Origin of the sequence: Pseudarthrobacter cremeus, from assembly GCF_051857465.1 — a bacterium.
Lineage (GTDB): Bacteria > Actinomycetota > Actinomycetes > Actinomycetales > Micrococcaceae > Arthrobacter.
Map to the genome: position 1 here is coordinate 351,988 of NZ_JBPZHC010000001.1, position 21,544 is coordinate 373,531.

Sequence of the window (21,544 nt, forward strand, 5' to 3'; positions counted from 1 at the left end):
GCGAATGGCGCCCAACCAGGTGCGGCCTTGGTGCCGGCAACGGGCAGGCCATCGGACCTCTGGGCCGAAGACTTCCTGGGACCGGCCTTTCAGGTCCGCGAATTGCCGCTTGCCCCCGACGACGAGGGCGAGGTGGTGGCCAGCCTCGTCCGGTGTTCTGTCAGACCGCCAAGGCCGCACAGTCAAGGCACCGGCAACAATGACCGTGCCCCCGTCAGAGTGGTGCTCTACCTGCATGGATGGGCGGACTACTTTCTGCAGGCGGAACTTGCCCGGTACGTGGCGAGCCAGGGGATCCATTTCTATGCTGTGGACCTCAGGAAGTTTGGGCGCAGCCTGCGGGACTGGCAAACCCCCGGGTACGCCACGGACCTGGACGTCTACGACGAGGACCTGGCAGCCGCACTGGCGGCCATCAGGGCCGACGTCGCGCATCTCACGGGACCGGATGCACCGCCGGATGTCCACCTCCTGGCCCATTCCTTCGGCGGGCTAATTGCGGCCAGATGGGCTGACCGTCATCCAGGCGCACTGTCTACCCTGATCCTCAATGCCCCCTGGCTGGAGCTCCAGGGCAGCAGCCTGGTCAGGAATATCGCCATGCACCTGGTGGAACCTGTGGCCCGCTCCGATCCCCGGCGTCCCTTCCACTTTCCCGACATGCCCGGCTACTGGCAGAGCATGAGCAGCGAAGCGCACGGCGAGTGGCAGCTTAATCCGGTGTGGCGGCCGGCGTCGTCGTTCCCCATCCGGGCGGGTTGGGCAAAGGCGGTCCTCGCCGGCCACTCGGAGATCGCCAGGGGCCTGGACATCACAGCCCCCGTGCTGGTGTTGCTTTCAGACCGGACGAGGATCCAGGCCGAATGGACCGCCGAACTGATGCATGTCGACGCCGTGATCGACGTCGAGGAGACCGCCACGCGGGCACTTCGACTCGGTCGGAGGGTTTCGGTGTTCCGCTATCCAGGCGCGATGCACGACGTGTTTCTCTCCTCGCAGCGGATCCGCGAGGAGGCTTACCGGGACGTGGTCCGGTGGGTGCGGTCCGGCTCTTCGGAGACCGCCGCGTCGACGGCGCCGCCGTAACGCCGGTCCCGCTGGGCGTAGATCTCCACGGCCTTCCAGAGGGTCCGGCGGTCAACATCAGGCCACAGGGTATCCATAAAGACGAACTCCGCGTAAGCCGACTGCCAGAGCAGGAAGTTCGACAGCCGCTGTTCCCCCGAGCTCCGCAGGAACAGGTCAACATCGGGCAGGTCCGGTTCGTCCAGGTACTTCTGGATGGTTTTCTCGCTGATTGCTCCGGGCTTGAGCCGTCCGGCCGCCACCTCGGCGGCGATTGCCGTCACGGCATCGGTGATTTCGGCCCGACCGCCGTAATTAACACACATGTTCAACGTGACGGTGCTGTTGCCCGCGGTGAACTCCTCAGCCTCTTCGAGTTCCCGGATGACCGAGCCCCACAACCGTGGCCGGCGGCCGGACCAGCGTACGCGGACGCCCCATTCGTCCAGTTGGTTCCGCTGCCTGCGTAGCACGTCCTTGTTAAAACCCATCAGGAAGCGCACCTCTTCGGGTGAGCGCCGCCAGTTTTCGGTGGAGAAGGCATAAACGCTGACGTATTCGATGCCCAGTTCAATGGCGCCGGCCATCACGTCCAGGAGGGCCGGCTCACCGGCCTTATGACCTTCGATCCTCGGCAGGCCCCGCTGGTTGGCCCACCGGCCGTTACCGTCCATGACGATGGCGACATGCCGTGGAATGAATTCCGCGGGGATCGCCGGGGCGACTGCACCGGAAGGGTGAGGATACGGCGCGATCACAGGGGTGGTCCGCTTCCGCGAAGGGTTGTGCTTTTTTCCCAGTGCCACTGTCAGCTACGCTCCACATGTTTGAGGGATTTGAGGACCCGTTCGAGATGCCATTGCAGGTAGGCTGCCACCAGGCCGGCTGCCTCCCTGCGGTGCGGCTCCTGCGAGCCGTCCGCCGCCGTCCAGTTCCCCGTCAGCAACGCCGCCAGCAGGCTGACGGTCTCAGCTGCAGGGGCGGGCGAGCCCGGGGGCCGGCAGTCAGCACAGACCATGCCGCCGATGGGAGCGGAAAACGCTGTATGCGGCCCCGGCCGCCCGCAGCGCGCACAGTCCGTGAAGCTGGGCGCCCAGCCTCCGGTGGAGAGGGCACGGAGCAAATAAGAATCGAGGATCAGCCCGGGCGCATGTTCAGCGCGGCTCAGGGACGCCAGGGCGCCCACGAGGAGGTTGTACTGGGCGGTTCCGGCCTCGCCGTCGACGTCGGTCAGCTTCTCCGCTGTTTCAGTCATCGCTGCCGCCACGGTGTAGCTGGCGTAATCGGCGGCGATACTGCCGCCATAGGCACCCTTGGCCACGGCCTGGGTGACAATATCCAGTGTGCGGCCGGACACGAGCTGAAGGTCGGCCACCATAAACGGCTCCAGCCGGGCGCCGAATTTGCTGCTGGTCCGGCGCACGCCCTTCGCGACGGCGCGGATCTGGCCGTGATGCTTGGTCAATAGCGTGATGATGCGGTCCGCCTCGCCCAGCTTATGCGTCCGGAGCACGACGGCGTCATCGCGGTAGGACCGCGAGGCAAAGGATTGTTGGACCACGGTTAATCTTCGCACTGACTGCCGGAAAGCCGGCAATCCCGGCGCGTTGCGTGCCGGGATACCGGCACGCAACGCACAACGGGATCAGGCGCGGGCGTCCCGGACGGCGCGGTTGACAGCGGAAATGACTGCCTTCAGCGAGGACATGCTGGTGTTGGCATCAATGCCGACACCCCACAGGACCCGCTCCCCCACGGCACATTCGACATAGGCGGCTGCCAGGGCGTTCCCGCCTTCGGACAGCGCATGTTCGCTGTAGTCCAGGACACGGACGTCCATGCCGTCTTCGCGCAGGATGCTCAGCAGTGCGGCGATCGGCCCGTTTCCGGTCCCGGTCCGGCGGACCTGTGCACCGTCCACGGTCAGGTTGGCGTGCAGCGTCATGCCGCCGTCTTCAGCGGTTTCGGTGCTGACTGCGCCCAGGGCGTAGCGCCCCCACTGTCCGTCCGCCTGACTGGAGGGCAGATACTCGTCCTGGAACGCCTGCCACAGCTGCGCGCCGCTGACTTCGCCGCCCACGGTATCGGTACGCTTCTGGATGACGCCGGAGAATTCCATCTGGGCACGGCGCGGCAGGTCCAGGCTGTGCTCGTTCTTGAGCAGGTAGGCCACACCGCCCTTGCCGGACTGTGAATTGACACGGATGACGGCCTCGTAGGTGCGGCCGAGGTCCTTGGGGTCAATAGGCAGGTACGGTACCTCCCAGTTGTAGTCCGCAACGTCCACTCCTGCTGCAGCGGCGTCCTTCTCCAGCGCCTCGAACCCCTTCTTGATGGCGTCCTGGTGTGAACCGGAAAAAGCGGTGAAGACAAGGTCACCGCCGTACGGTGAACGTTCGGCGACCGGCAGCTGGTTGCAGTACTCGACGGTGCGGCGGATCTCATCGATGTTGGAGAAATCGATCATAGGGTCGATGCCCTGGACAAACATGTTCAGTCCCAGAGTGACGAGGTCAACGTTGCCGGTCCGCTCGCCGTTGCCGAACAGGCAGCCTTCGATCCGGTCCGCGCCGGCCAGGTAGCCCAGCTCGGCGGCCGCCACCCCGGTGCCCCTGTCGTTGTGCGGGTGCAGGGACAGGATGATGCCCTCGCGCGGGTGGAGGTGCCGGCTCATCCACTCGATGGAATCGGCGTAGACGTTGGGAGTGGCCATCTCAACGGTGGCGGGCAGGTTGATGATGACCTGGTTGTCGGCCGAGGCTTCGAAAACATCGGCGATGGCGTTGCAGACCCGGACGGCGTAATCCAGCTCTGTGCCGGTGAAGGACTCCGGGGAGTATTCGTAGGTCACGTGGGTGTCGACGAGGGTTTCCTCGTACTTCTTGCATAGCCGCGCGCCCTGCAGGGCAATGTCCAGGATTCCGTCCTGGTCCTGGTTGAACACGACGCGTCGCTGCAGGACCGACGTGGAATTGTACAGGTGGACGATGGCCTGCTTGGCCCCCACCAGGGACTCATAGGTCCGCTCGATCAGGTGTTCGCGGGCCTGGGTCAGCACCTGGATGGTGACGTCGTCCGGGATGCGGTTGCCCTCTATGAGCTGGCGGACAAAATCGAAGTCTGTCTGGGATGCGGACGGGAAGCCGACTTCGATTTCCTTGTAGCCCATGCCCACCAGCAGTTCGAACATCTTCATCTTGCGTGCCGGGCTCATGGGGTCGATCAGTGCCTGGTTTCCGTCACGCAGGTCCACGGCGCACCAGCGGGGGGCTTTCGTGATGACCTTGTCCGGCCAGGTCCGGTCCGGCATCTCCACCGTGATCAGGTCCTGGAACGGGCGGTAACGGTGGGCAGGCATTCCTGAGGGCTTCTGTGCGTTTCGCATTACAATCGGGCCTTTTCTATGGTTCTTGTGAAAGGGAGGCCGGGCAACACAAACTCCGCGACGAGGATGGGCCTGCGCTAGATCGCGTCTGAGGCCTCGCCGCGGCAGCTAAGAAGGAGGAGCTCTGCGCGCACCATTTGAGAGTAACACGCGTGCGTAAGATGGAGGAGCTACACCTCCTGTAACGTCCACCATGCAGACGCCGCACCGGTGCCAGCGCCGGCGGCGGCACGTCACACGAAGGAGCTTTCGTGCCCATCTCCGGGATCGACCTGTCCAACATCGACCACACCGTCCGGCCGCAGGATGACCTTTACCAGCACGTCAACGGCGCATGGCTCAAAGCCACGGAGATTCCTGATGACCGGCCGCTGGAGGGGACCTTCACTGCCCTGCGGGACGGGGCGGAAATTGCGGTCCGCGAGATCATCGAAGAGGCAGCGGGCAAGGGCGAAGCGGCCAGCGGCATAGAACGCAAGGTCGGCGAGCTCTACAACAGCTTCATGGACGAGGCCACCGTGGAGTCCAAGGGAATGGAACCCATCCGCGGGCGGCTGGCCGAGGTTTTTGCCACCGCCTCGATATCCGAGCTAGTGGCCTTGGCCGGCAGGCTGTTCCGGTCGGACGTCTCAGGGCTCTTCTACATCTACCCGGCGCCGGATGCAGGCAACCCGGACCGTATCCTGCTCTATACGGGCCAGGGTGGTCTGGGACTGCCGGACGAGTCCTATTACCGGGAAGAGAAGTTCGCCCCGATGGTCAGTTCTTACACAGACCATGTGCGGACCATGCTGACGCTGGCGGGGGTTGATGATGCCCCTTCCGCGGCCGCCCGCGTGGTTGCCCTCGAAACCAGCCTCGCGTCCCACCACTGGGACAACGTGACCCTGCGGGATCCGCAGAAGACCTACAACCTCAAGTCCGCCGACGAAGCAAGTGCTCTCTTCCCCCTCCTCGGCACCTGGTTCGAGGCCGCGGGAGTTGACGCCGACAAACGGCAGGAAATCGTGGTCAGCACACCAGACTTCTTCAGCGGAGCCGCCGGGCTGCTGGATTCCGAGCCATTGTCCGTGTGGCAGGAATGGCTGGCCCTGCGGGTCATCAACGCCGCTGCGCCTTATCTCTCCGCGGAGTTTGTGGACGCCAACTTTGCCTTCTACGGAACCACCATCAGCGGCACTCCCCGCAACAAGGACCGCTGGAAGCGTGGAGTCGCCGTGGTCGAAGCCGGACTGGGCGAAGCAGTCGGCCAGATCTACGTCTCAAAACATTTCCCCGAATCCCACAAGGCCCGCATGCAGACCTTGGTGGCAAACCTGATCGAGGCCTACCGGCAGAGCATCACGGCTTTGGAATGGATGGGCGAGGAAACGAAGGCCGAAGCCCTAAGGAAACTTGAGGCGTTCCGTGCGAAGATCGGCTACCCGGACGAGTGGATCGACTATTCCGCCGTGGAAATCGACCCCACCGACCTCCTGGGTAACGTGGAGCGCGCCCATAACGCCGACGTCGACCGTCACCTGGACGAGGTGGGCAAGCCGGTGGACCGCAACAAGTGGCTCATGACACCGCAGACGGTGAATGCCTATTACCACCCGATGCTCAACGAGATCGTCTTTCCGGCCGCCATCCTGCAGCCGCCGTTCTTCACGGCGGAGGCCGATGACGCCGTCAACTACGGCGGTATCGGTGCCGTGATCGGGCATGAGATCGGCCATGGTTTTGATGACCAGGGTTCACAGTTTGACGGCGGGGGCGCCCTGCGGAACTGGTGGACGGAAGGGGACCGCAAGGCCTTCGAGGAGCTGACTGCCAAGCTGGTAGCCCAGTTTGAGGTGTTGTCCCCTTACGCCGCTCCTGGCCACACCGTGAACGGCAAACTGACGCTGGGGGAAAACATCGGCGATCTTGGCGGCCTGACGATTGCGTACAAGGCCTACCTGCTCAGCCTTGACGGCCAGGAGCCTGAGGTGCTGGACGGGCTTACCGGGCAGCAGCGGTTCTTCGCCTCCTGGGCGGCGGGCTGGCGCCAGGTGATCCGCCCGGAGGAAGCAATCCGGCGGCTCGCCACCGATCCCCACTCCCCCAATGAGTTCAGGACCAACGCCATCGCGAAGAACCTGGACGCGTTCCAGGAGGCCTTTGGCGTGACCGAACAGGACGGCATGTGGATGGCGCCGGAGGCACGCGTCAGCATCTGGTAGGAGTCACCGGCAGCCAAAGCAGAAGAGGCGGGGCCGCGCTGGCCCCGCCTCTTCTGCCTTCAGTGGATAGTTACTGGTCCGGTCTGGACGAACTGTCCGTCAGTCCCGCACGATGAGCACCGGGTTGGCCTGCTGGCAAACGGTGTCCCCTGCCGTCTGGTTGACGATGTTCTCCGGCAGGGCGGCGGCAGCTCCATACGAGGTGCCGGAAGCAAAGTCCGTCCCCAGGTAGACCTGGACGCCCGGAATGGCAGGGGCAGGCTGTACCTGCGCGGCCGGGATCCCCAGCAAAGCGGCGACGTCAGAGGCCACATCCGCAAAGTCCGGTCCGTAGTAGATCACCGACTGCGCCACCGGGTTGGCCGCGAACTGTCCTGCCTGCGTGAAGCCGCCCGCAACCAGGGCCTGCACGATTTCCTGCGACCGTCCGGTGACGCCGGTGCCGTTGGCCACGGTCACGGGCTGCAGGGCCTTGTTGTACGGGGCCACCGGCGGGGCTGTTTCGGTGGGAACAGCCGAAGGGCCCGTGGTTTCTGTCGGCTTCGGGGACGGTGTGGCAGGGGCTGTGGGATCGGTAAGGTCAACGTCCCCGCGGAGTGCCGCGAAAAGCTGGGAACCTGCCGGCTCCGCGATCTGCAGCCGGTTGAGGTCCGTGACTGCCGGAGTGGTGGGCACTGCCACAAACGCCACCTTGCTGATATCGATGTTTTTGAGCCGGTTCCCGATGGTGACCAGTGAGGGAACCGAAGCCAGTCCGTTGTCCACTGTCAGGTTCTGGGTGACCACATCCGCGATCTTGAGCATTTTGGCGGGGTCCGAAAGGGTTCCGTCGTCTTTGATCTTGCGGGTGAGGGAGGACAGGAAGCCCTGCTGGGCCTTGATGCGGCCGAGATCGCCGCCGTCGGCGAATGCGTGCCGGGTCCGCAGGAAGGCGAGTGCCATCTCGCCCTGGACCGCTGATGTGCCGGCCGGCAGCCGGAGCTGTGAGTCAGGATCGTAGACGGCGTCGCTGATGCAGACGTCCACTCCGCCCACCGTATTGGAGAGCTCTTTGACGGCATTGAAGTCGGCCATCATGAAGTGGTCGATTTCCAGGCCGGTCAGCTTATTGACTGTGTCGACGGCGCAACCGATGCCTGCCTCTCCCATGGCTTCATTGATCATGACGCCGCTGCGGGCCGGGTAGACGCGTTTGGTCTGAGGGTCCGTGCACTGCGGGATGTCAACCAAAAGGTCCCGCGGGAAGCTGATAACGCTGACACGCTTGTTATCCGCCGATATGTCCATCAGCATCATCACATCGGACTTCCCGTAGCCCGTCGACTCGTCCGCGCCGCCGTACTCGGAGTTTTTTCCGTCCCTCGTGTCTGATCCCAGGATCAGGATCTGCATTCTGTCAGAGGAATCGTTGACATCGCTTGCCGTGCCGTCACCGGCGGTCAGGGGCGCGGTAGTGATGTTCGACTGCAGCCGGAAGTACCAATACCCGGCGAACCCCAGGCCGCCGACCACCAGGACGGTGAGCAGCGCGGCAGTCACTTTCAGCCAGCCCGGCATCCGGCGATGGGATCCGAGGTGCCGGGCGACGCCCACGGCAGTGTCATCCGCGTGCCGGGAAACCGGCCCGTTTCCGGCGGCGGAGTCGGCTCCGTACTCGCGATTGTCGCGGGTTCGCCCCATGTGGTGTACCTTCCTCTGAAATCTGAATCCGGCCCATTTTAGTTGCCCATGCTGGGAACTTCCCGGTGGCCGGCCCGGGCAGGAGGATTATGACCGGGTCAGAACCCCAGCTTGACCAGCTGTTTGGGGTCCCGTTGCCAGTCCTTTGCCACCTTCACGTGGAGATCCAGGTAGATCCGGGCGCCGAGCAACGCCTCGATTGCCTTGCGTGCATTGGTGCCGACTTCGCGGAGCCGGGCACCGCCCTTGCCGATGATGATGGCTTTCTGGGACGGACGTTCCACATAGAGGTTGACCCGGACATCGAGGAACGGCCGGTCTTCAGGCCTGCCCTCACGCGGGACGATTTCATCGACGACGACGGCCAGGGAGTGCGGCAGTTCGTCGCGGACGCCTTCGAGGGCGGCTTCCCTGATGAGTTCGGCGATCATCACCGCTTCCGGTTCGTCCGTCAGGTGGCCGTCGGGATAAAGCGGGGGCGACGGCGGCATGTGGCCGATCAGCACATCGGCGACAGTGCTTACCTGGAAGCCGTCAGCGGCGGAGACGGGCACGATGTCCTTCCAGCCGTCCTCCCCCACGACCTCCCGGCCGAGCGCAGCGACGGCGAGCAGCTGCTCGGTCAGTCCTTGACGGTCAACCGTGTCCGCTTTGGTCACGATGGCGATAACGGGTTTTCCGCCGAGGGCTGCAAGCTGCGCGGCGATGTACTTGTCACCCGGGCCGATTTTTTCGTTGGCGGGCAGGCAGAAGCCGATCGCGTCGACCTCGGCAAGGGTGTCTGCCACGAGGTCGTTGAGGCGCTTGCCCAGCAGCGTGCGGGGGCGGTGCAGGCCCGGGGTGTCAACCAGGACCAGCTGGGCGTCGTCGCGGTGGACGATCCCGCGGATGGTGTGCCGGGTGGTCTGCGGTTTGGCGGAGGTGATGGCAACCTTCTGGCCCACCAGGGCGTTGGTGAGGGTTGATTTTCCCGCGTTCGGTCGCCCCACCAGGACGGCGAAGCCGGCCCGGTAGCCGCCGAAGTCTTCACCGGCGGAATTCTGGTTGGCCGGGGGCCTATTTTTCTTGTTCACGTGAAACTCCCTGCTGGGTTGCTTCCGCCTCGTCGAGGAGGTCTTCAAGGTCAGTGTCTACTGGTGGTGCTGCTGCGGCAATGATGTGGCTGACCCGGTTGCGCCGGCCTTCGAGCCTTTCGGCGCGCAATGAGATCCCGCCGACTTCCACGGTGCTTCCCACGATCGGTACGCGGCCCAACGCCTTGGCCAACAGGCCGCCTACGGTGTCCACCTCGTCGTCGTCGAGCTCAATATCGAAAAGTTCGCCGAGATCGTCGATGCTCATCCGTGCGCTGACGCGGTAGGAGCCGTCTCCGAGGGCAACGGCCTCGGCGCTCTCGGTATCGTACTCGTCCACGATCTCGCCGACGATTTCCTCGATGAGGTCCTCGAGGGTGACGAGGCCGGCTGTGCCGCCGTACTCGTCGATGACGATGGCCACGTGGGTGGATTCCTTCTGCAGTTCCCGCAGCAGGTCGCTTACCGGCTTGGACTCGGGGACGTAGCGGACTTCGCGGGCCAGGGCCTCGACCGGGGGCTGTTCGTCGTCGGGCCCCAGTTCGTGCAGCGTCGCGGCGACATCCTTGAGATAGACAATCCCCAGGATCTGGTCCGCGTTGTCGCGGATCACGGGCATCCGCGAATAGCCGGAACGCAGGAACAGCGACATGGCCCGCCTGAGGCTTGAGCCGGCGTCGATGGTGAGAATGTCCGTCCGGGGCACCATGACGGCGCGTACCAGGGTGTCCCCGAAGTCAAAGACGGACTGGATCATTTCCGCCTCAGTGTCCTCGATCATGTCCGATTCGGAGGCCCGGTCCACAAGTTCCCGGAATTCCTGTTCGCTGAAGAAGGCTTCATCGCCGGCCGGTGCGCCCGGCGCGGCGGCACTTCCCAGGGCCACGAGCCACCCGGGGATGGGCCCAAGGACCCATGTCAGGAACCGGATGAGGCCGGCGGTGTGGCGGACAACGGCTGCCGAGTGGAGCCTGCCGATCTGGCGCGGCGAAACTCCGACGATGACGAACCCCAGCAGGGCCATGATTCCGGTCGCGGCAAGACCGGCGAGCCAGATGTTGTCGAGCAGGCTGTGCAGCAGGACCGCTACGGCCACCGCAGAAGCCATCTCGAACCACACACGCCAGAACCTCAGGGCCCGGATGTGCGCCACCGGCTGGGCAAGGATGCGCTTCATGGCATTGCCGCGGCTCTTCAGGAGCGCCTCTTCGGCGTCGTGCCGGGGAAGGTAGGTGAAAGCGGCCTCCGCCGCGGTCAGGAGTGCAGCAGTACTGAGGAACGCCAGGGCCATGCCAACAAGGAGCAGGGGCGTCACTGCGTGGTCTCGGCGGGTGCGTCTTTGCCGGTGAATCCCGAGAGCAGCTGGCGCTGGAGGCCGAACATTTCTTCCTTCTCCTCCGGCTCGGCATGGTCGTAGCCGAGCAGGTGGAGGATCCCGTGTGTGGTCAGGAGAAGCATTTCATCCTGCAGTGAGTGGCCCGCGTTTTTGGCCTGGGCCTGTGCCACCTGAGGGCACACCGCGATGTCCCCCAACATCCCCTGGGGCGTGGGCCGGTCCGGGGTTCCGGGAGTCAGTTCATCCATGGGGACTGAGAGCACATCGGTCGAGCCCGGCTCGTCCATCAGCTCGATGTGAAGCTTCTCCATGGCAGGTTCGTCCACCAGGAGGATCGAGAGTTCGGCCTGCGGGTGGATGTACAGCTGCTCGAAGATGAACCGCGACAGGGCCACGAGCTCCGCTTCGTCCACCTGGACGCCGGATTCGTTGTTCACCTCGATGCTCATGCGTGCTCCCCCCGCTTTTCGCGGCTGACCGAGTGCTTGACCTTGCTGCGCTGGACATCGTCCCACAGGCTGTAGGCGCGGACGATGTCACCCACCAGGCGGTGCCGTACCACATCGGTGGAGTCCAGGACCGTGAAGTTGACGTCCTCGATTCCCTGCAGGATTTCTTCCACAATCCGCAACCCGGAGCGGGTGCCAAAGGGCAGGTCCACCTGTGTGACATCGCCGGTGACAACCATTTTGGAGCCGAAGCCCAGCCGGGTCAGGAACATCTTCATCTGCTCGGGCGTGGTGTTCTGTGCCTCGTCCAGGATGATGAAGGCGTCGTTCAGGGTGCGTCCGCGCATGTAAGCGAGCGGCGCCACTTCGATGGTCCCGGCGGCCATGAGGCGCGGGATGGACTCGGGGTCCATCATGTCGTGGAGTGCATCGTAAAGCGGCCGCAGGTAGGGGTCGATCTTGTCGCTCAGGGTGCCGGGCAGGAAGCCGAGCCGCTCGCCCGCTTCAACCGCGGGCCTGGTCAGGATGATCCGGCTGACTTCCTTCTGCTGCAGCGCCTGGACCGCTTTGGCCATTGCCAGGTAGGTCTTGCCCGTGCCTGCGGGACCTATTCCGAAGATGACGGTGTTCGCGTCAATCGCGTCAACGTAATTCTTTTGGTTGAGGGTTTTGGGCCTGATGGTTTTTCCGCGGCTGGAGAGGATGTCGTGCGTCAGGATGTCCACGGGGTTCTGCAGGGACTGGGACTGGCTCCGGAGCAGCGCCACGAGCTGTTGCAGCACCGCCGGGCTGATGACCGTGCCGCGGGCCACGAGTCCGCGGACCTCATGCAGCAGCCGCATGATGCGGGGCACTTCGGTGGCCGGACCGCTGATGGACAGCTCGTTTCCACGGACATGGAAGTTCACGGAGGGGAACTGCTCTTCGATGAAACGCAGGGCCTCGTCATGGCTGCCGAGCGATTGGACCATCTGATCGGAGTTGTCAAAGAGAACCACCTCCGTCCGGACACCGGGAAGTGAGTGGGGGAATTCTCCGGCGGCGCGGTCGGTATTGAGCCGGCGCTTTCCGTTCGCTGATTCAGTCATGGTGCTGGCCCGCAGGCCCGTGGTCCCCTCCAGTTCGAATTTACCTGCCGACAGCTCCTGTGTGCGTGGCCTGTTTGCCAGGTACGCAGGAGCCAGCGGACTCCCTCTATCTTACGCCAGCAGCCACTGACCGGTGGCGCCGGGGATGTGTCCTGGCGGGAGTGCCCCACCAGCGATTCGGACGTGCCGGCCCGTCATTAGGTATCAACTTCATATCGGGCTCATATCGTTCCCGTTGCAGTTGGGCATCGGGGACGTAATTGGGCTCTTTTGGGATGGTCCGCCATGCAATGCTGGGAATCCAAGCCGTCCGGGGACCGGCTCGGGAAGCGCATGCCTCATTGTTCGGAACCAGGAAGGACAGGGTCACCAGAGTGCCGGAAAAAACGACGCCCCTCCGTGCGGCACCTGCCCTTCGGCGGTTCCGTCTGCGGGTAATCCTGGGCCTGTTTCCCGCTGTCCTGCTGCTCACCGGCTGCATTGCGGAGCCTGGCCCGGAAGCCACCCTGCCGGGAAATTCCACTGCCGCGGCAACGGGCTCGCCTGGCGTCCCGTCCACCAGCGCACCGCTGGAGACCACTCAGTCCTCGAACAAGGCGCCCGTCTACTGGATTGGCCGCAGCAACGGCAGCGTCTTCCTTTACCGCGAGTTCCGCGACGTGCCGGACCAGGATAATCCTGTGACGCGCGCCCTGCGGGCCATGATGTCTGAGAAGCCGCTGGACCCGGATTACTTCACGCCGTGGCAAAACCCGGAAAAGCTGGCATCGTCAATTTCGGGCAAGAATGTGATCACGGTTGACCTCTCCGAGGATGCGTTCAACAGCAATCTCGACGCCGACATGGCTGTCCGCGCCGTACAGCAGCTGGTCTACACAGCTACGGCAGCAGCGGCCAGCTCCGGCCTGATCGACTCCGGCCAGCAGATCCAGGTCCGGGTACTTGTGGACGGTCATACGGACTACGTGGCGTTTGACCACGTCCAGCTGGGCGACCCGATGTCGCGTGCCGCCGGGCTGGTGGCTCCCGTGTGGATCATCGACCCGCAGGAAGGGACGGATATGGCGGGTGGCAGTGTTAAGATCACCGGCCGAAGCACCCTTGCGGGAGGCAAGCTTGCCTGGCAGATCCTGCGGGTGGAAGGAAACGGGGACAAAACGCCTTACCTGACCGGGGAGACCACGGCCGGAACCGAAGCGGCCCACTCCGGACTCTTCACCCTCGCCCTGAGTCTGTCCACCGGCAAGTATGAGCTCCGTGTCGCGCAGGTGGACGCCGGAACCGGCCAGCAGCTGAACGTGGATACCCGGACCTTCAGAGTCGGGTAGCGCTCCAGCGCCCCAGGACATCGCTCGCCAGGACCACGGCGGCAGGACCGGCCGTGGAGGACCTCAGGACGTGATGCCCCAGCAAAGCCGTCACGGCGCCGGCGTCGCAGAGCCTGGTGACTTCGCGCGGGCTGATGCCGCCCTCCGGGCCCACAATCAGCAGGATTTCCAGCGCACCGGCCCCGGGCTCCGGCTGCCGCGTCTGCCACGTTTCCAGGACTGAGCGGAACGGCCGCACCGCGTCTTCGTGGAGGATCACTGCCAGGTCCGCGGCAGCAACGGCGGCAGCAAGGCCGGGCGTCTCGACGGCGGCACGCACCTCAGGGATCCAGGCACGCCGGGCCTGTTTGGCCGCGGCGGTAACCACCGACTGCCATTTGCCATGGGCCTTGGCAGCACGCTCACCTTTCCAGCGCACAATGGAACGTTCCGACTGCCAGGGGATCACGGCGTCTATCCCCAGTTCCGTGGCCGTTTCAATGGCCAGTTCATCGCGGTCCCCCTTGGCCAGCGCCTGGACCAGCACCAGCCTGGTACCGGGCTGCTCCTCCACGGCCAGCGCGCCGCATTCGACGGTGAGTTCAGCAGGAGACGCCGAAACGACTCTTCCGGTCAGCCGTTTCCCGGCGCCGTCGGCGATGTCCACCGGCTCCCCCGGCGAAAGCCGCTTCACGGCCACGGCATGGCGCGCTTCAGGACCGTCAAGGACAAACAGGGCGCCGGGCGTCATATGGTCCAGCGCCCCGGGACCGCTGAAGAAGACGGGGTTGCTCACCGCTACAGGTTACCGAACCGGTCCCGCAGCTTGGCGAACACACCGCCGCTGACGGCGAGCTTGCCCTCGGTGAACTGTTCTCCGCGCAGCTTCGCCAGCTGACGAAGGAGGTCCTCCTGCGCGGCATCCAGCTTCGCCGGCGTCTCCACCTGGAGGTGGACCATGAGGTCGCCGCGGCCGTACCCGCGCAGGTGGGTCACTCCCAGGCCGCGGAGCGTGATGATCTCGCCGGACTGCGTCCCCGCCTTCACGTCGATCTCCTGAAGCCCGTCGAAGGTTTCCAGTGACAGCTCAGTGCCCAGGGCAGCGGCCGTCATCGGGATATTCAGCGTGGCGTGGAGGTCGTCGCCGTCGCGGGCGTAGGTGGCATCGTTGTTGACGCGGATTTCGACGTACAGGTCTCCGGCGGGTCCGCCGGCCGGGCCTGCTTCGCCCTGGCCCGAGAGCTGGATGCGGGTGCCCGTGGCCACACCGGCGGGCACCTTGATGGTGAGTGACCGGCGGCTGCGGATGCGGCCCTGGCCGTTGCACTCATTGCAGGGATCCTTGATGACGGTTCCGAAGCCTTCGCAGCTGCCACACGGAGCCGCCGTCATGACCTGGCCGAGGATGGAGCGGACGGCGCGCTGGACCTGGCCGCTGCCGCCGCAGATATCGCAGCGTTCAGGGTGGCTGCCCTCACGGCAGCACGAGCCGTTGCAGGTGGGGCACGTGACGGCTGTGTCAACTTCGAGTTTCTTGTTGACCCCGAACACGGCATCCCGGAGTTCGATCCGGACGCTGATGAGCGCATCCTGGCCGCGGCGGACCCGGGAAGCGGGGCCCGCGGACCCTCCGGCGCCAAAGAAGGTATCGAAGATGTCCTGGAACGCGAAGCCCTGTCCGGCGTATCCGCCGCCGCCGAATCCGTTGTCCGTTCCGTTTTCGTTGCCGGTGGTGTCATAGATCCGGCGCTTCTGGGGATCCGAAAGCACCTCGTAGGCGTGGGTCACGGCCTTGAAGCGGTCCGACGCATCGTCCCCGGGATTGACATCCGGGTGAAGTGTGCGGGCCAGCTTGCGGTAGGCCTTCTTGATCTCTTCTCCGGTGGCTTCCGGCGAGACCCCGAGGACGTCGTAGTGGCTGCTCAAAGTTCGTATCTCTTCCTTGTTGTACTCCAGGCAGCCGGGCTGCCTGCACTGCTTCTGGTGCTGGACCGAACGGCTTTTACGGACCCAGAATTCTTGAAAGGTAACGGGCTACTGCCCTGACGGCGGCCATGGTGGTGGGATAGTCCATCCGGGTGGGACCCAGTACACCGATCTTCGCGGTACTGTCCGGCCCGTAGCCCGTGGCCACCACGGATGCTTCGGCAAGGCCAACGTAGGGGTTCTCGCGTCCGATGCTCACGGTTACGCCACGGGGATCCTGTGCCATTTCGCTCAGAAGCCTGAGCATCACCACTTGTTCTTCCAGGGCCTCAAGCACAGGGCCGATACTCAACGGGAAGTCCACGTTGGACCTGGCGAGGTTCGCGGTACCCGCCATGACCATCCGGTCTTCCCGGCTGCTGTGGGCGAGTGTTTCCAGCCCCTGCGCCAGCGCCTGCGCGGCTGCCCGCTGGCCGGGGCTTACCGACGAAACCACTGCCGCCAGGGACTGCGTCAGGAGGCTCAGCGGCGTGCCCGACAGCGACCCGAGGAAGTGCGTCCGCAGGTTGGCGATGGCGTCCTCGCCCAGGTCCTGGCCGACGTCGGTCACCCGTTGCTCCACTTTGCCGGTGTTGGCAATCAGGACCACGAGGACCCGTCGTGGCGCAAGGAGGACGAACTCGATGTGGCGGATAGTGGCGCGGCTCAGGTGCGGGTACTGGACCACGGCCACCTGGTTGGTCAGCTGGGACAGCAGCCTGACCGTCCGCTCCAGGACGTCATCCAGGTCATCTGAGCCTTCCAGCAACGACTGGATAGCGCGGCGCTCTGCCGCGGAAAGCGGTTTGACCGCGGAAATCTGGTCGACGAACAGCCGGTAGCCCTTGTCGGTGGGAATCCGGCCCGCGCTGGTATGCGGCGCTGTGATCAGGCCTTCGTCTTCCAGCGCCGCCATGTCGTTGCGGATTGTGGCGCTGGAGACGCCAAGGTGATGGCGTTCCACCAGGGCTTTGGACCCCACCGGCTCACGGGAGTGAACGTAGTCCTCCACGATGGCACGCAGTACTTCAAGTTTGCGCGGCTCGCTCACACTCCACCTCCATCTACGGGTCACAGCCTGCCTGGCCGGGCCACCGGCATCCCCGTGGTCCAGACGGACGGGGCGGTCAGGACGGACCAGCCAGCGTTAGCACTCGACATGCCTAAGTGCTAACAGTCTAATATGACTCTCCCCGTTGTTAGCATTGGTACCGCTCCGGGCGAAACTCCGGGCGGGTCATCTAGCGCAAGGCGGAGTGAATCGATGCAGTACCAGAGTTGGGGTCCGCAGGAAATCAAAGCGCCCGTCAGGAGTGAACTCCCCGAGGTTCCTGCAGAACGGGGAATGGTCCTCGAGGACGCACAGTCGGGCTGGGTAGGCGCTGTGACCAGGGTGGAGAAATCCGGCGGCATGCACCTGGTGGCCCTTGAAGACCGGCGTGGCAAGTCCCGGTCCTTCAAGCTTGGCTTTGGTTTCCTCCTGGAGGGGCAGCCCATCCGGCTGATGCCCCCCGCTCCCCGGCAGGCCGCCACCGCCTCCACTGCTGCGGCCGGACGGACGGCCTCCGGTTCAGTCCGCGTGGCCGGACAGCGTGCCCAGGTGGCAAAGGCGAGCAGGATCTGGGTGGAGGGAAAGCACGACGCCGAACTCATCGAAAAGGTCTGGGGCGATGACTTGCGCGTGGAAGGCATCGTCGTCGAACCGTTGCATGGGATCGATGACCTCGCGGGTGCGGTGGCCGCGTTCCAGCCCGGTCCCGGCAGGCGGCTGGGGGTCCTGGTGGACCACCTGGTGGCTGACTCAAAAGAGTCGCGGATCGCGGCGGGGGTCATGGCTTCACCGGGAGCCTCGGGCAACGTCCTGATCGTCGGGCATCCCTACGTTGACGTGTGGCAGGCGATCCGGCCCTCCGTGCTGGGTATTGCCCAGTGGCCTGTGGTGCCCCGGGGGCAGGACTGGAAGACGGGCATTCTGGCGGCGTTCGGCTGGCCCCACTCCACCAAGGAGGACATCGGGCTCGGCTGGCAGAAGCTGCTGGGCGCGGTCCACAGCTACGCGGACCTGGAAGCATCGCTCCTGGGCCGGGTGGAGGAAGTCATCGACTTCCTGACGGTGCCTTAGGTTCGGTCTGCGGGCGGCAGCGGGGCTTTTGTCCAACAAGCCAGTATTCTTGGTACTGCGGAGGCTGTTGTTTCTTCATGCCGGCATTCTCCACCAAGCACTATTGCACTCTCGAAGGAAGAAACAGTGGCACAAAACGCACGCGGGCACCGGGACGACCAAAGCCACCAAGGCCGTTCCGAGTACCAGGGCGTTCCCGCAAATGCATTGCCCCTTACGGCCAGCGAGGACCGTCAGTGGGCTACGCTGGCCCACTTCGGCGGAATCCTCGGCTGCGTTCCGTCGCTCCTGATATTCCTGATCTTCCGTGAGCGCGGCCCGTTCACGGCTCAGGAGTCCAAAGAGGCCTTGAATTTCAGCCTTCCGCCCACCATTGCGGCACTCGTGGCAAACCTCCTGGTCTTCATACCGGTGGTAGGAAACATTTTTGCGGTCATCGCCACCCTGATCTGGATCGCCCTGACCTGCTACTCGGTCGCCGCCGGCATCCACGTCAACAAGGGCCAGCCCCACCGCTACCAGTACAACCTGCGCTGGATCAAGTAGTACCCAGCCACACTCAACCAACGCGGGGTCACTCCCGGCCCAATCCAGCGAGGATATCGGGCCGGAAGTGACCCCGCGTTGCTGTGGCGGGGTTCAGTCCGGCAGGATCCGCCGCACCACGGCGTCGGCCAGCAGGCGGCCCTTGAGGGTCAGCACCAGCTTTCCGCGGAAGGCCGCCGGCGCCTCCACCAGGCCATCGGCGATGAGCCCGGCCATCGCGTGACGGCCCGGCTCCCCCAGTGTTGAGACAGCCAACCCGGACACGAGCCGGGCCTCGAGCATGACCCGCTCCACCTCACGGGTTTCTGCGTCCAGGGTTTCCCGTCCGGCGGCCGGTGAGAGCCCTTGGGCCAGCCTTCCGGCGTAGGCAGTGGGGTGCTTGACGTTCCACCACCGCACGCCGCCCACGTGGGAGTGGGCGCCGGGCCCGATTCCCCACCAGTCATCCCCGCGCCAGTACGCCAGGTTGTGCCTGCACGCCTGTTCCGGAGTACGCGCCCAGTTGCTGACCTCGTACCAGCCCAGCCCGGCCGCCGTGATGAGCTCGTCGGCGAGTTCGTACTTGTCGGCGTGGTCGTCGTCGTCGATTCCGGGGACTTCGCCCCGGCGGATCTGGGCGGCAAGCTTCGTACCGTCTTCCACTATCAGCGCGTAGGCGCTGATGTGGTCCGGTTCGTAGGACAGCGCAGTCTCCAGGGAGTAGCGCCAATCGGCCAGGGACTCCCCCGGCGTTCCGTAGATAAGGTCCAGGCTGACGGCCAGGCCGGCGTCGCGCGCCCACTGCACCACTTGGGGAACACGGCTGGGCGTGTGCGTGCGGTCCAGGACTTTCAGGACGTGGGGAACGGCGGACTGCATGCCGAAGGAGACCCTGGTGAAACCGGCTTCCTTAAGGACAGCCAAAGATTCGGGGGTGACTGAGTCCGGGTTCGCTTCAGTGGTGACCTCGGCGCCCGGTTCCAGGCCCCAATGCCCGACGGCGGCACTCAGGATCTGCGCAAGGTCCTCAGCAGGGAGGAGTGTGGGGGTCCCGCCGCCGAAGAAAACGGTGCTCAACGGCCTGTCCGGCAGCTTCGACTCCCGCAGGACGGTCGCCGCGAAGTCCACCTCCGACACGGCGGTGGAAGCGTAGGCATCCTGGGAAGCCCCGCCGCCGAGTTCGGTGGCCGTATAGGTGTTGAAGTCGCAGTACCCGCAGCGCACAGCACAAAACGGAATGTGCACGTACAGCCCGAAGGCCCGCTCCGCCGCACCGTCCGTTGCCTGGCCGGGCAACAGACCGTCCGACGGCGCCGGGTCACCGAGGGGAAGAGTGCTAGGCATTGCGGCGGCCTCCGGTGGTTCGGGCCACTCTGATCATTACTTCTTGGCCTTGTCCTTGGACTCGTCCGTGGTCAGCGCAGCGATGAAGGCTTCCTGGGGAACCTCTACGCGGCCCACCATCTTCATGCGCTTCTTGCCTTCTTTTTGCTTTTCCAGCAGCTTGCGCTTACGGGAGATGTCACCGCCGTAGCACTTGGCCAGGACGTCCTTGCGGATGGCCCTGATGCTTTCCCGGGCAATGATCCTGGAGCCAATGGCGGCCTGGATGGGCACCTCGAACTGCTGGCGCGGAATGAGTTCGCGGAGCTTGGTGGTCATCATGACGCCATAGGCGTAGGCCTTGTCCCGGTGGGTGATGGCGGAGAAAGCGTCAACCTGCTCGCCCTGGAGCATGATGTCCACCTTGACGAGATCGGCCACCTGGTCGCCGTCGGCCTTCCAGTCCAGCGAGCCATAGCCGCGGGTCTTGGACTTGAGGATGTCGAAGAAGTCAAAAACGATTTCCGCGAGCGGAAGGCGGTACCGGATTTCCACCCGGTCTTCAGAAAGGTAGTCCATGCCGCCGATTACGCCGCGGCGGCTCTGGCACAGTTCCATGATGGCACCGACAAATTCGTTGGGCGCCAGGATGGTCGCCGAAACCATCGGTTCGCGGACTTCGGCGACTTTTCCGGTGGGGTATTCGCTGGGGTTGGTCACATGGACCACCTTCTTGTCCTCCAGCGTCACCTCGTACTCGACGTTAGGGGCCGTGGAGATCAGGTCCAGGTTGTACTCGCGTTCGAGCCGCTCCCGGGTGATCTCCAGGTGCAGCAGGCCCAGGAAGCCCACGCGGAAGCCGAATCCCAGCGCCGCTGAGGTCTCGGGTTCGTAGACGAGCGCGGCGTCATTGAGCATGAGCTTTTCCAGCGCGTCACGCAGGACCGGGTAGTCGGTGCCGTCCAGGGGATACAGGCCGGAGAAGACCATCGGCTTCGCATCCGCGTAGCCGGGAAGGGATTCGGCGGCCGGCTTGGCAAGGTTGGTGACGGTGTCGCCCACTTTGGAGAGCCGGACGTCCTTCACACCCGTGATCAGGTAGCCGACCTCGCCCACGCCAAGGCCCTTTGAGGGGGTTGGTTCCGGTGAGCTTACGCCGATTTCGAGGAGTTCGTGCGTGGCCCGGGTGGACATCATCTGGATACGTTCACGGGGGTGGAGCATGCCGTCCACCACGCGGACATAGGTCACCACGCCGCGGTAGGTGTCGTACACGGAGTCGAAGATCATGGCGCGGGCAGGGGCGTTCGGATCACCCTTGGGCGCGGGCAGGTCGCGCACGATCTTGTCCAGCAGGGCCTCAACACCCATGCCGGTCTTGCCGGAGACCCGGAGGACATCGTCCGGGTCTCCGCCGATCAGGCTGGCCAGCTCCGCCGCGTACTTCTCGGGCTGCGCGGCCGGGAGGTCGATCTTGTTCAGGACCGGGATGATGGTGAGGTTGTTTTCCATCGCCAGGTAAAGGTTGGCGAGCGTCTGGGCCTCGATGCCCTGCGCTGCGTCAACGAGCAGCACTGCACCTTCGCAGGCTGCCAGCGACCGGGAGACCTCATAGGTGAAGTCAACGTGGCCGGGCGTGTCGATCATGTTCAAGGCGTAGCTGTTGCCGTCGAGTTCCCACGGCATGCGTACCGCCTGGGACTTGATGGTGATGCCGCGCTCGCGTTCGATGTCCATGCGGTCCAGGTACTGGGCCTTCATGTCGCGGGACTTGACGACCCCGGTGAACTGCAGCATGCGGTCGGCCAGGGTGGACTTACCGTGGTCAATGTGCGCGATGATGCAGAAATTCCGAATGATGGCCGGATCTGTCGCGGCGGGCACCGGGGCGGTGCGGGCCATGGGAGACACGCAGGGTCCTTACTGTTGGCATTCACGCGGCCGCCTGCAGGACGCAACGAAAGCACCCTGCGGCCGGGCCGCACATTTTGAACCTCCAGTGTCCCACGCCGGAGCCCATCG

The 21,544-nt window shown here is 64.7% G+C and carries 18 protein-coding genes; 5 read left to right on the forward strand and 13 right to left on the reverse strand.

Annotation, left to right across the window (positions count from 1 at the left end):
* Positions 1-30: 30 nt before the first annotated feature.
* Positions 31-1,086 (forward strand): alpha/beta hydrolase, encoded by a 1,056-nt coding sequence (locus tag ACS5PJ_RS01545; protein WP_439433552.1) that lies wholly within the window; start codon positions 31-33, stop codon positions 1,084-1,086.
* Here the strand turns inward: ACS5PJ_RS01545 and ACS5PJ_RS01550 are convergent.
* The 3 genes from ACS5PJ_RS01550 to leuA all read right to left on the reverse strand — a co-directional run bounded on the left by ACS5PJ_RS01550 (position 1,017) and on the right by leuA (position 4,450).
* Positions 1,017-1,871 (reverse strand): isoprenyl transferase, encoded by an 855-nt coding sequence (locus tag ACS5PJ_RS01550; RefSeq protein WP_439433169.1) that lies wholly within the window; start codon positions 1,869-1,871, stop codon positions 1,017-1,019. The genes ACS5PJ_RS01545 and ACS5PJ_RS01550 overlap by 70 nt on opposite strands.
* A gap of 2 nt (positions 1,872-1,873) precedes the next feature.
* Positions 1,874-2,626 (reverse strand): DNA repair protein RecO, encoded by a 753-nt coding sequence (gene recO, locus ACS5PJ_RS01555; RefSeq protein WP_439433170.1) that lies wholly within the window; start codon positions 2,624-2,626, stop codon positions 1,874-1,876.
* 84 nt (positions 2,627-2,710) lie between these two features.
* Positions 2,711-4,450 carry a 2-isopropylmalate synthase gene (gene leuA, locus ACS5PJ_RS01560; protein WP_439433171.1) on the reverse strand — a complete coding sequence of 580 codons (1,740 nt, stop codon included), beginning with the start codon at positions 4,448-4,450 and terminating at the stop codon, positions 2,711-2,713.
* 251 nt (positions 4,451-4,701) lie between these two features.
* Between leuA and ACS5PJ_RS01565 the strand changes: the two genes are divergently transcribed.
* Positions 4,702-6,654: a M13 family metallopeptidase gene (locus ACS5PJ_RS01565; protein ID WP_439433172.1), complete on the forward strand. Its 1,953-nt coding sequence runs from the start codon at positions 4,702-4,704 to the stop codon at positions 6,652-6,654.
* Positions 6,655-6,753: 99 nt separating this feature from the next.
* Here ACS5PJ_RS01565 and ACS5PJ_RS01570 read toward each other — a convergent pair whose 3' ends face one another.
* The 5 genes from ACS5PJ_RS01570 to ACS5PJ_RS01590 form a co-directional block, all read right to left on the reverse strand.
* Positions 6,754-8,334 carry an LCP family protein gene (locus tag ACS5PJ_RS01570; protein ID WP_439433173.1) on the reverse strand — a complete coding sequence of 527 codons (1,581 nt, stop codon included), beginning with the start codon at positions 8,332-8,334 and terminating at the stop codon, positions 6,754-6,756.
* Positions 8,335-8,432: 98 nt separating this feature from the next.
* The gene (gene era, locus ACS5PJ_RS01575) at positions 8,433-9,407 is read right to left on the reverse strand and encodes a GTPase Era (RefSeq protein ID WP_439433174.1); all 975 of its coding nucleotides are present in this window, start codon (positions 9,405-9,407) and stop codon (positions 8,433-8,435) included.
* The gene (locus ACS5PJ_RS01580; protein ID WP_439433175.1) at positions 9,391-10,722 is read right to left on the reverse strand and encodes a hemolysin family protein; all 1,332 of its coding nucleotides are present in this window, start codon (positions 10,720-10,722) and stop codon (positions 9,391-9,393) included. The genes era and ACS5PJ_RS01580 overlap by 17 nt, the downstream gene beginning before the upstream one ends.
* Positions 10,719-11,192: an rRNA maturation RNase YbeY gene (ybeY, locus tag ACS5PJ_RS01585; protein WP_439433176.1), complete on the reverse strand. Its 474-nt coding sequence runs from the start codon at positions 11,190-11,192 to the stop codon at positions 10,719-10,721. Before ybeY ends, ACS5PJ_RS01580 begins: the two co-directional genes overlap by 4 nt.
* The gene (locus tag ACS5PJ_RS01590) at positions 11,189-12,280 is read right to left on the reverse strand and encodes a PhoH family protein (protein WP_354148366.1); all 1,092 of its coding nucleotides are present in this window, start codon (positions 12,278-12,280) and stop codon (positions 11,189-11,191) included. Before ACS5PJ_RS01590 ends, ybeY begins: the two co-directional genes overlap by 4 nt.
* 374 nt (positions 12,281-12,654) lie before the next feature.
* Between ACS5PJ_RS01590 and ACS5PJ_RS01595 the strand changes: the two genes are divergently transcribed.
* The gene (locus tag ACS5PJ_RS01595; RefSeq protein ID WP_439433177.1) at positions 12,655-13,608 is read left to right on the forward strand and encodes a GerMN domain-containing protein; all 954 of its coding nucleotides are present in this window, start codon (positions 12,655-12,657) and stop codon (positions 13,606-13,608) included.
* On the opposite strand, the gene ACS5PJ_RS01600 is transcribed toward ACS5PJ_RS01595, so the two are convergent.
* From ACS5PJ_RS01600 to hrcA, 3 genes are all read right to left on the reverse strand, one after another.
* A complete protein-coding gene (locus ACS5PJ_RS01600; RefSeq protein WP_439433178.1) occupies positions 13,595-14,383 on the reverse strand; it encodes a 16S rRNA (uracil(1498)-N(3))-methyltransferase in 789 nt (262 codons plus the stop codon). The genes ACS5PJ_RS01595 and ACS5PJ_RS01600 overlap by 14 nt on opposite strands.
* 2 nt (positions 14,384-14,385) lie before the next feature.
* Positions 14,386-15,513 (reverse strand): molecular chaperone DnaJ, encoded by a 1,128-nt coding sequence (gene dnaJ, locus ACS5PJ_RS01605; RefSeq protein ID WP_439433179.1) that lies wholly within the window; start codon positions 15,511-15,513, stop codon positions 14,386-14,388.
* Between the two features lie 76 nt (positions 15,514-15,589).
* The gene (gene hrcA / locus ACS5PJ_RS01610; protein WP_439433180.1) at positions 15,590-16,603 is read right to left on the reverse strand and encodes a heat-inducible transcriptional repressor HrcA; all 1,014 of its coding nucleotides are present in this window, start codon (positions 16,601-16,603) and stop codon (positions 15,590-15,592) included.
* Between the two features lie 213 nt (positions 16,604-16,816).
* On the opposite strand from hrcA, the gene ACS5PJ_RS01615 reads away from it, so the two are divergent.
* Complete coding sequence (locus tag ACS5PJ_RS01615; protein WP_439433181.1) at positions 16,817-17,674, forward strand: DUF3097 domain-containing protein; 858 nt, start codon at positions 16,817-16,819, stop codon at positions 17,672-17,674.
* Positions 17,675-17,800: 126 nt separating this feature from the next.
* Positions 17,801-18,220 carry a DUF4870 domain-containing protein gene (locus ACS5PJ_RS01620; protein WP_439433182.1) on the forward strand — a complete coding sequence of 140 codons (420 nt, stop codon included), beginning with the start codon at positions 17,801-17,803 and terminating at the stop codon, positions 18,218-18,220.
* Between the two features lie 93 nt (positions 18,221-18,313).
* Here ACS5PJ_RS01620 and hemW read toward each other — a convergent pair whose 3' ends face one another.
* On the reverse strand, positions 18,314-19,543 hold the full coding sequence (gene hemW / locus ACS5PJ_RS01625) for a radical SAM family heme chaperone HemW (protein ID WP_439433183.1): 1,230 nt from the start codon (positions 19,541-19,543) through the stop codon (positions 18,314-18,316).
* 36 nt (positions 19,544-19,579) lie between these two features.
* A complete protein-coding gene (lepA, locus tag ACS5PJ_RS01630) occupies positions 19,580-21,433 on the reverse strand; it encodes a translation elongation factor 4 (protein ID WP_439433184.1) in 1,854 nt (617 codons plus the stop codon).
* Positions 21,434-21,544 lie beyond the last annotated feature (111 nt).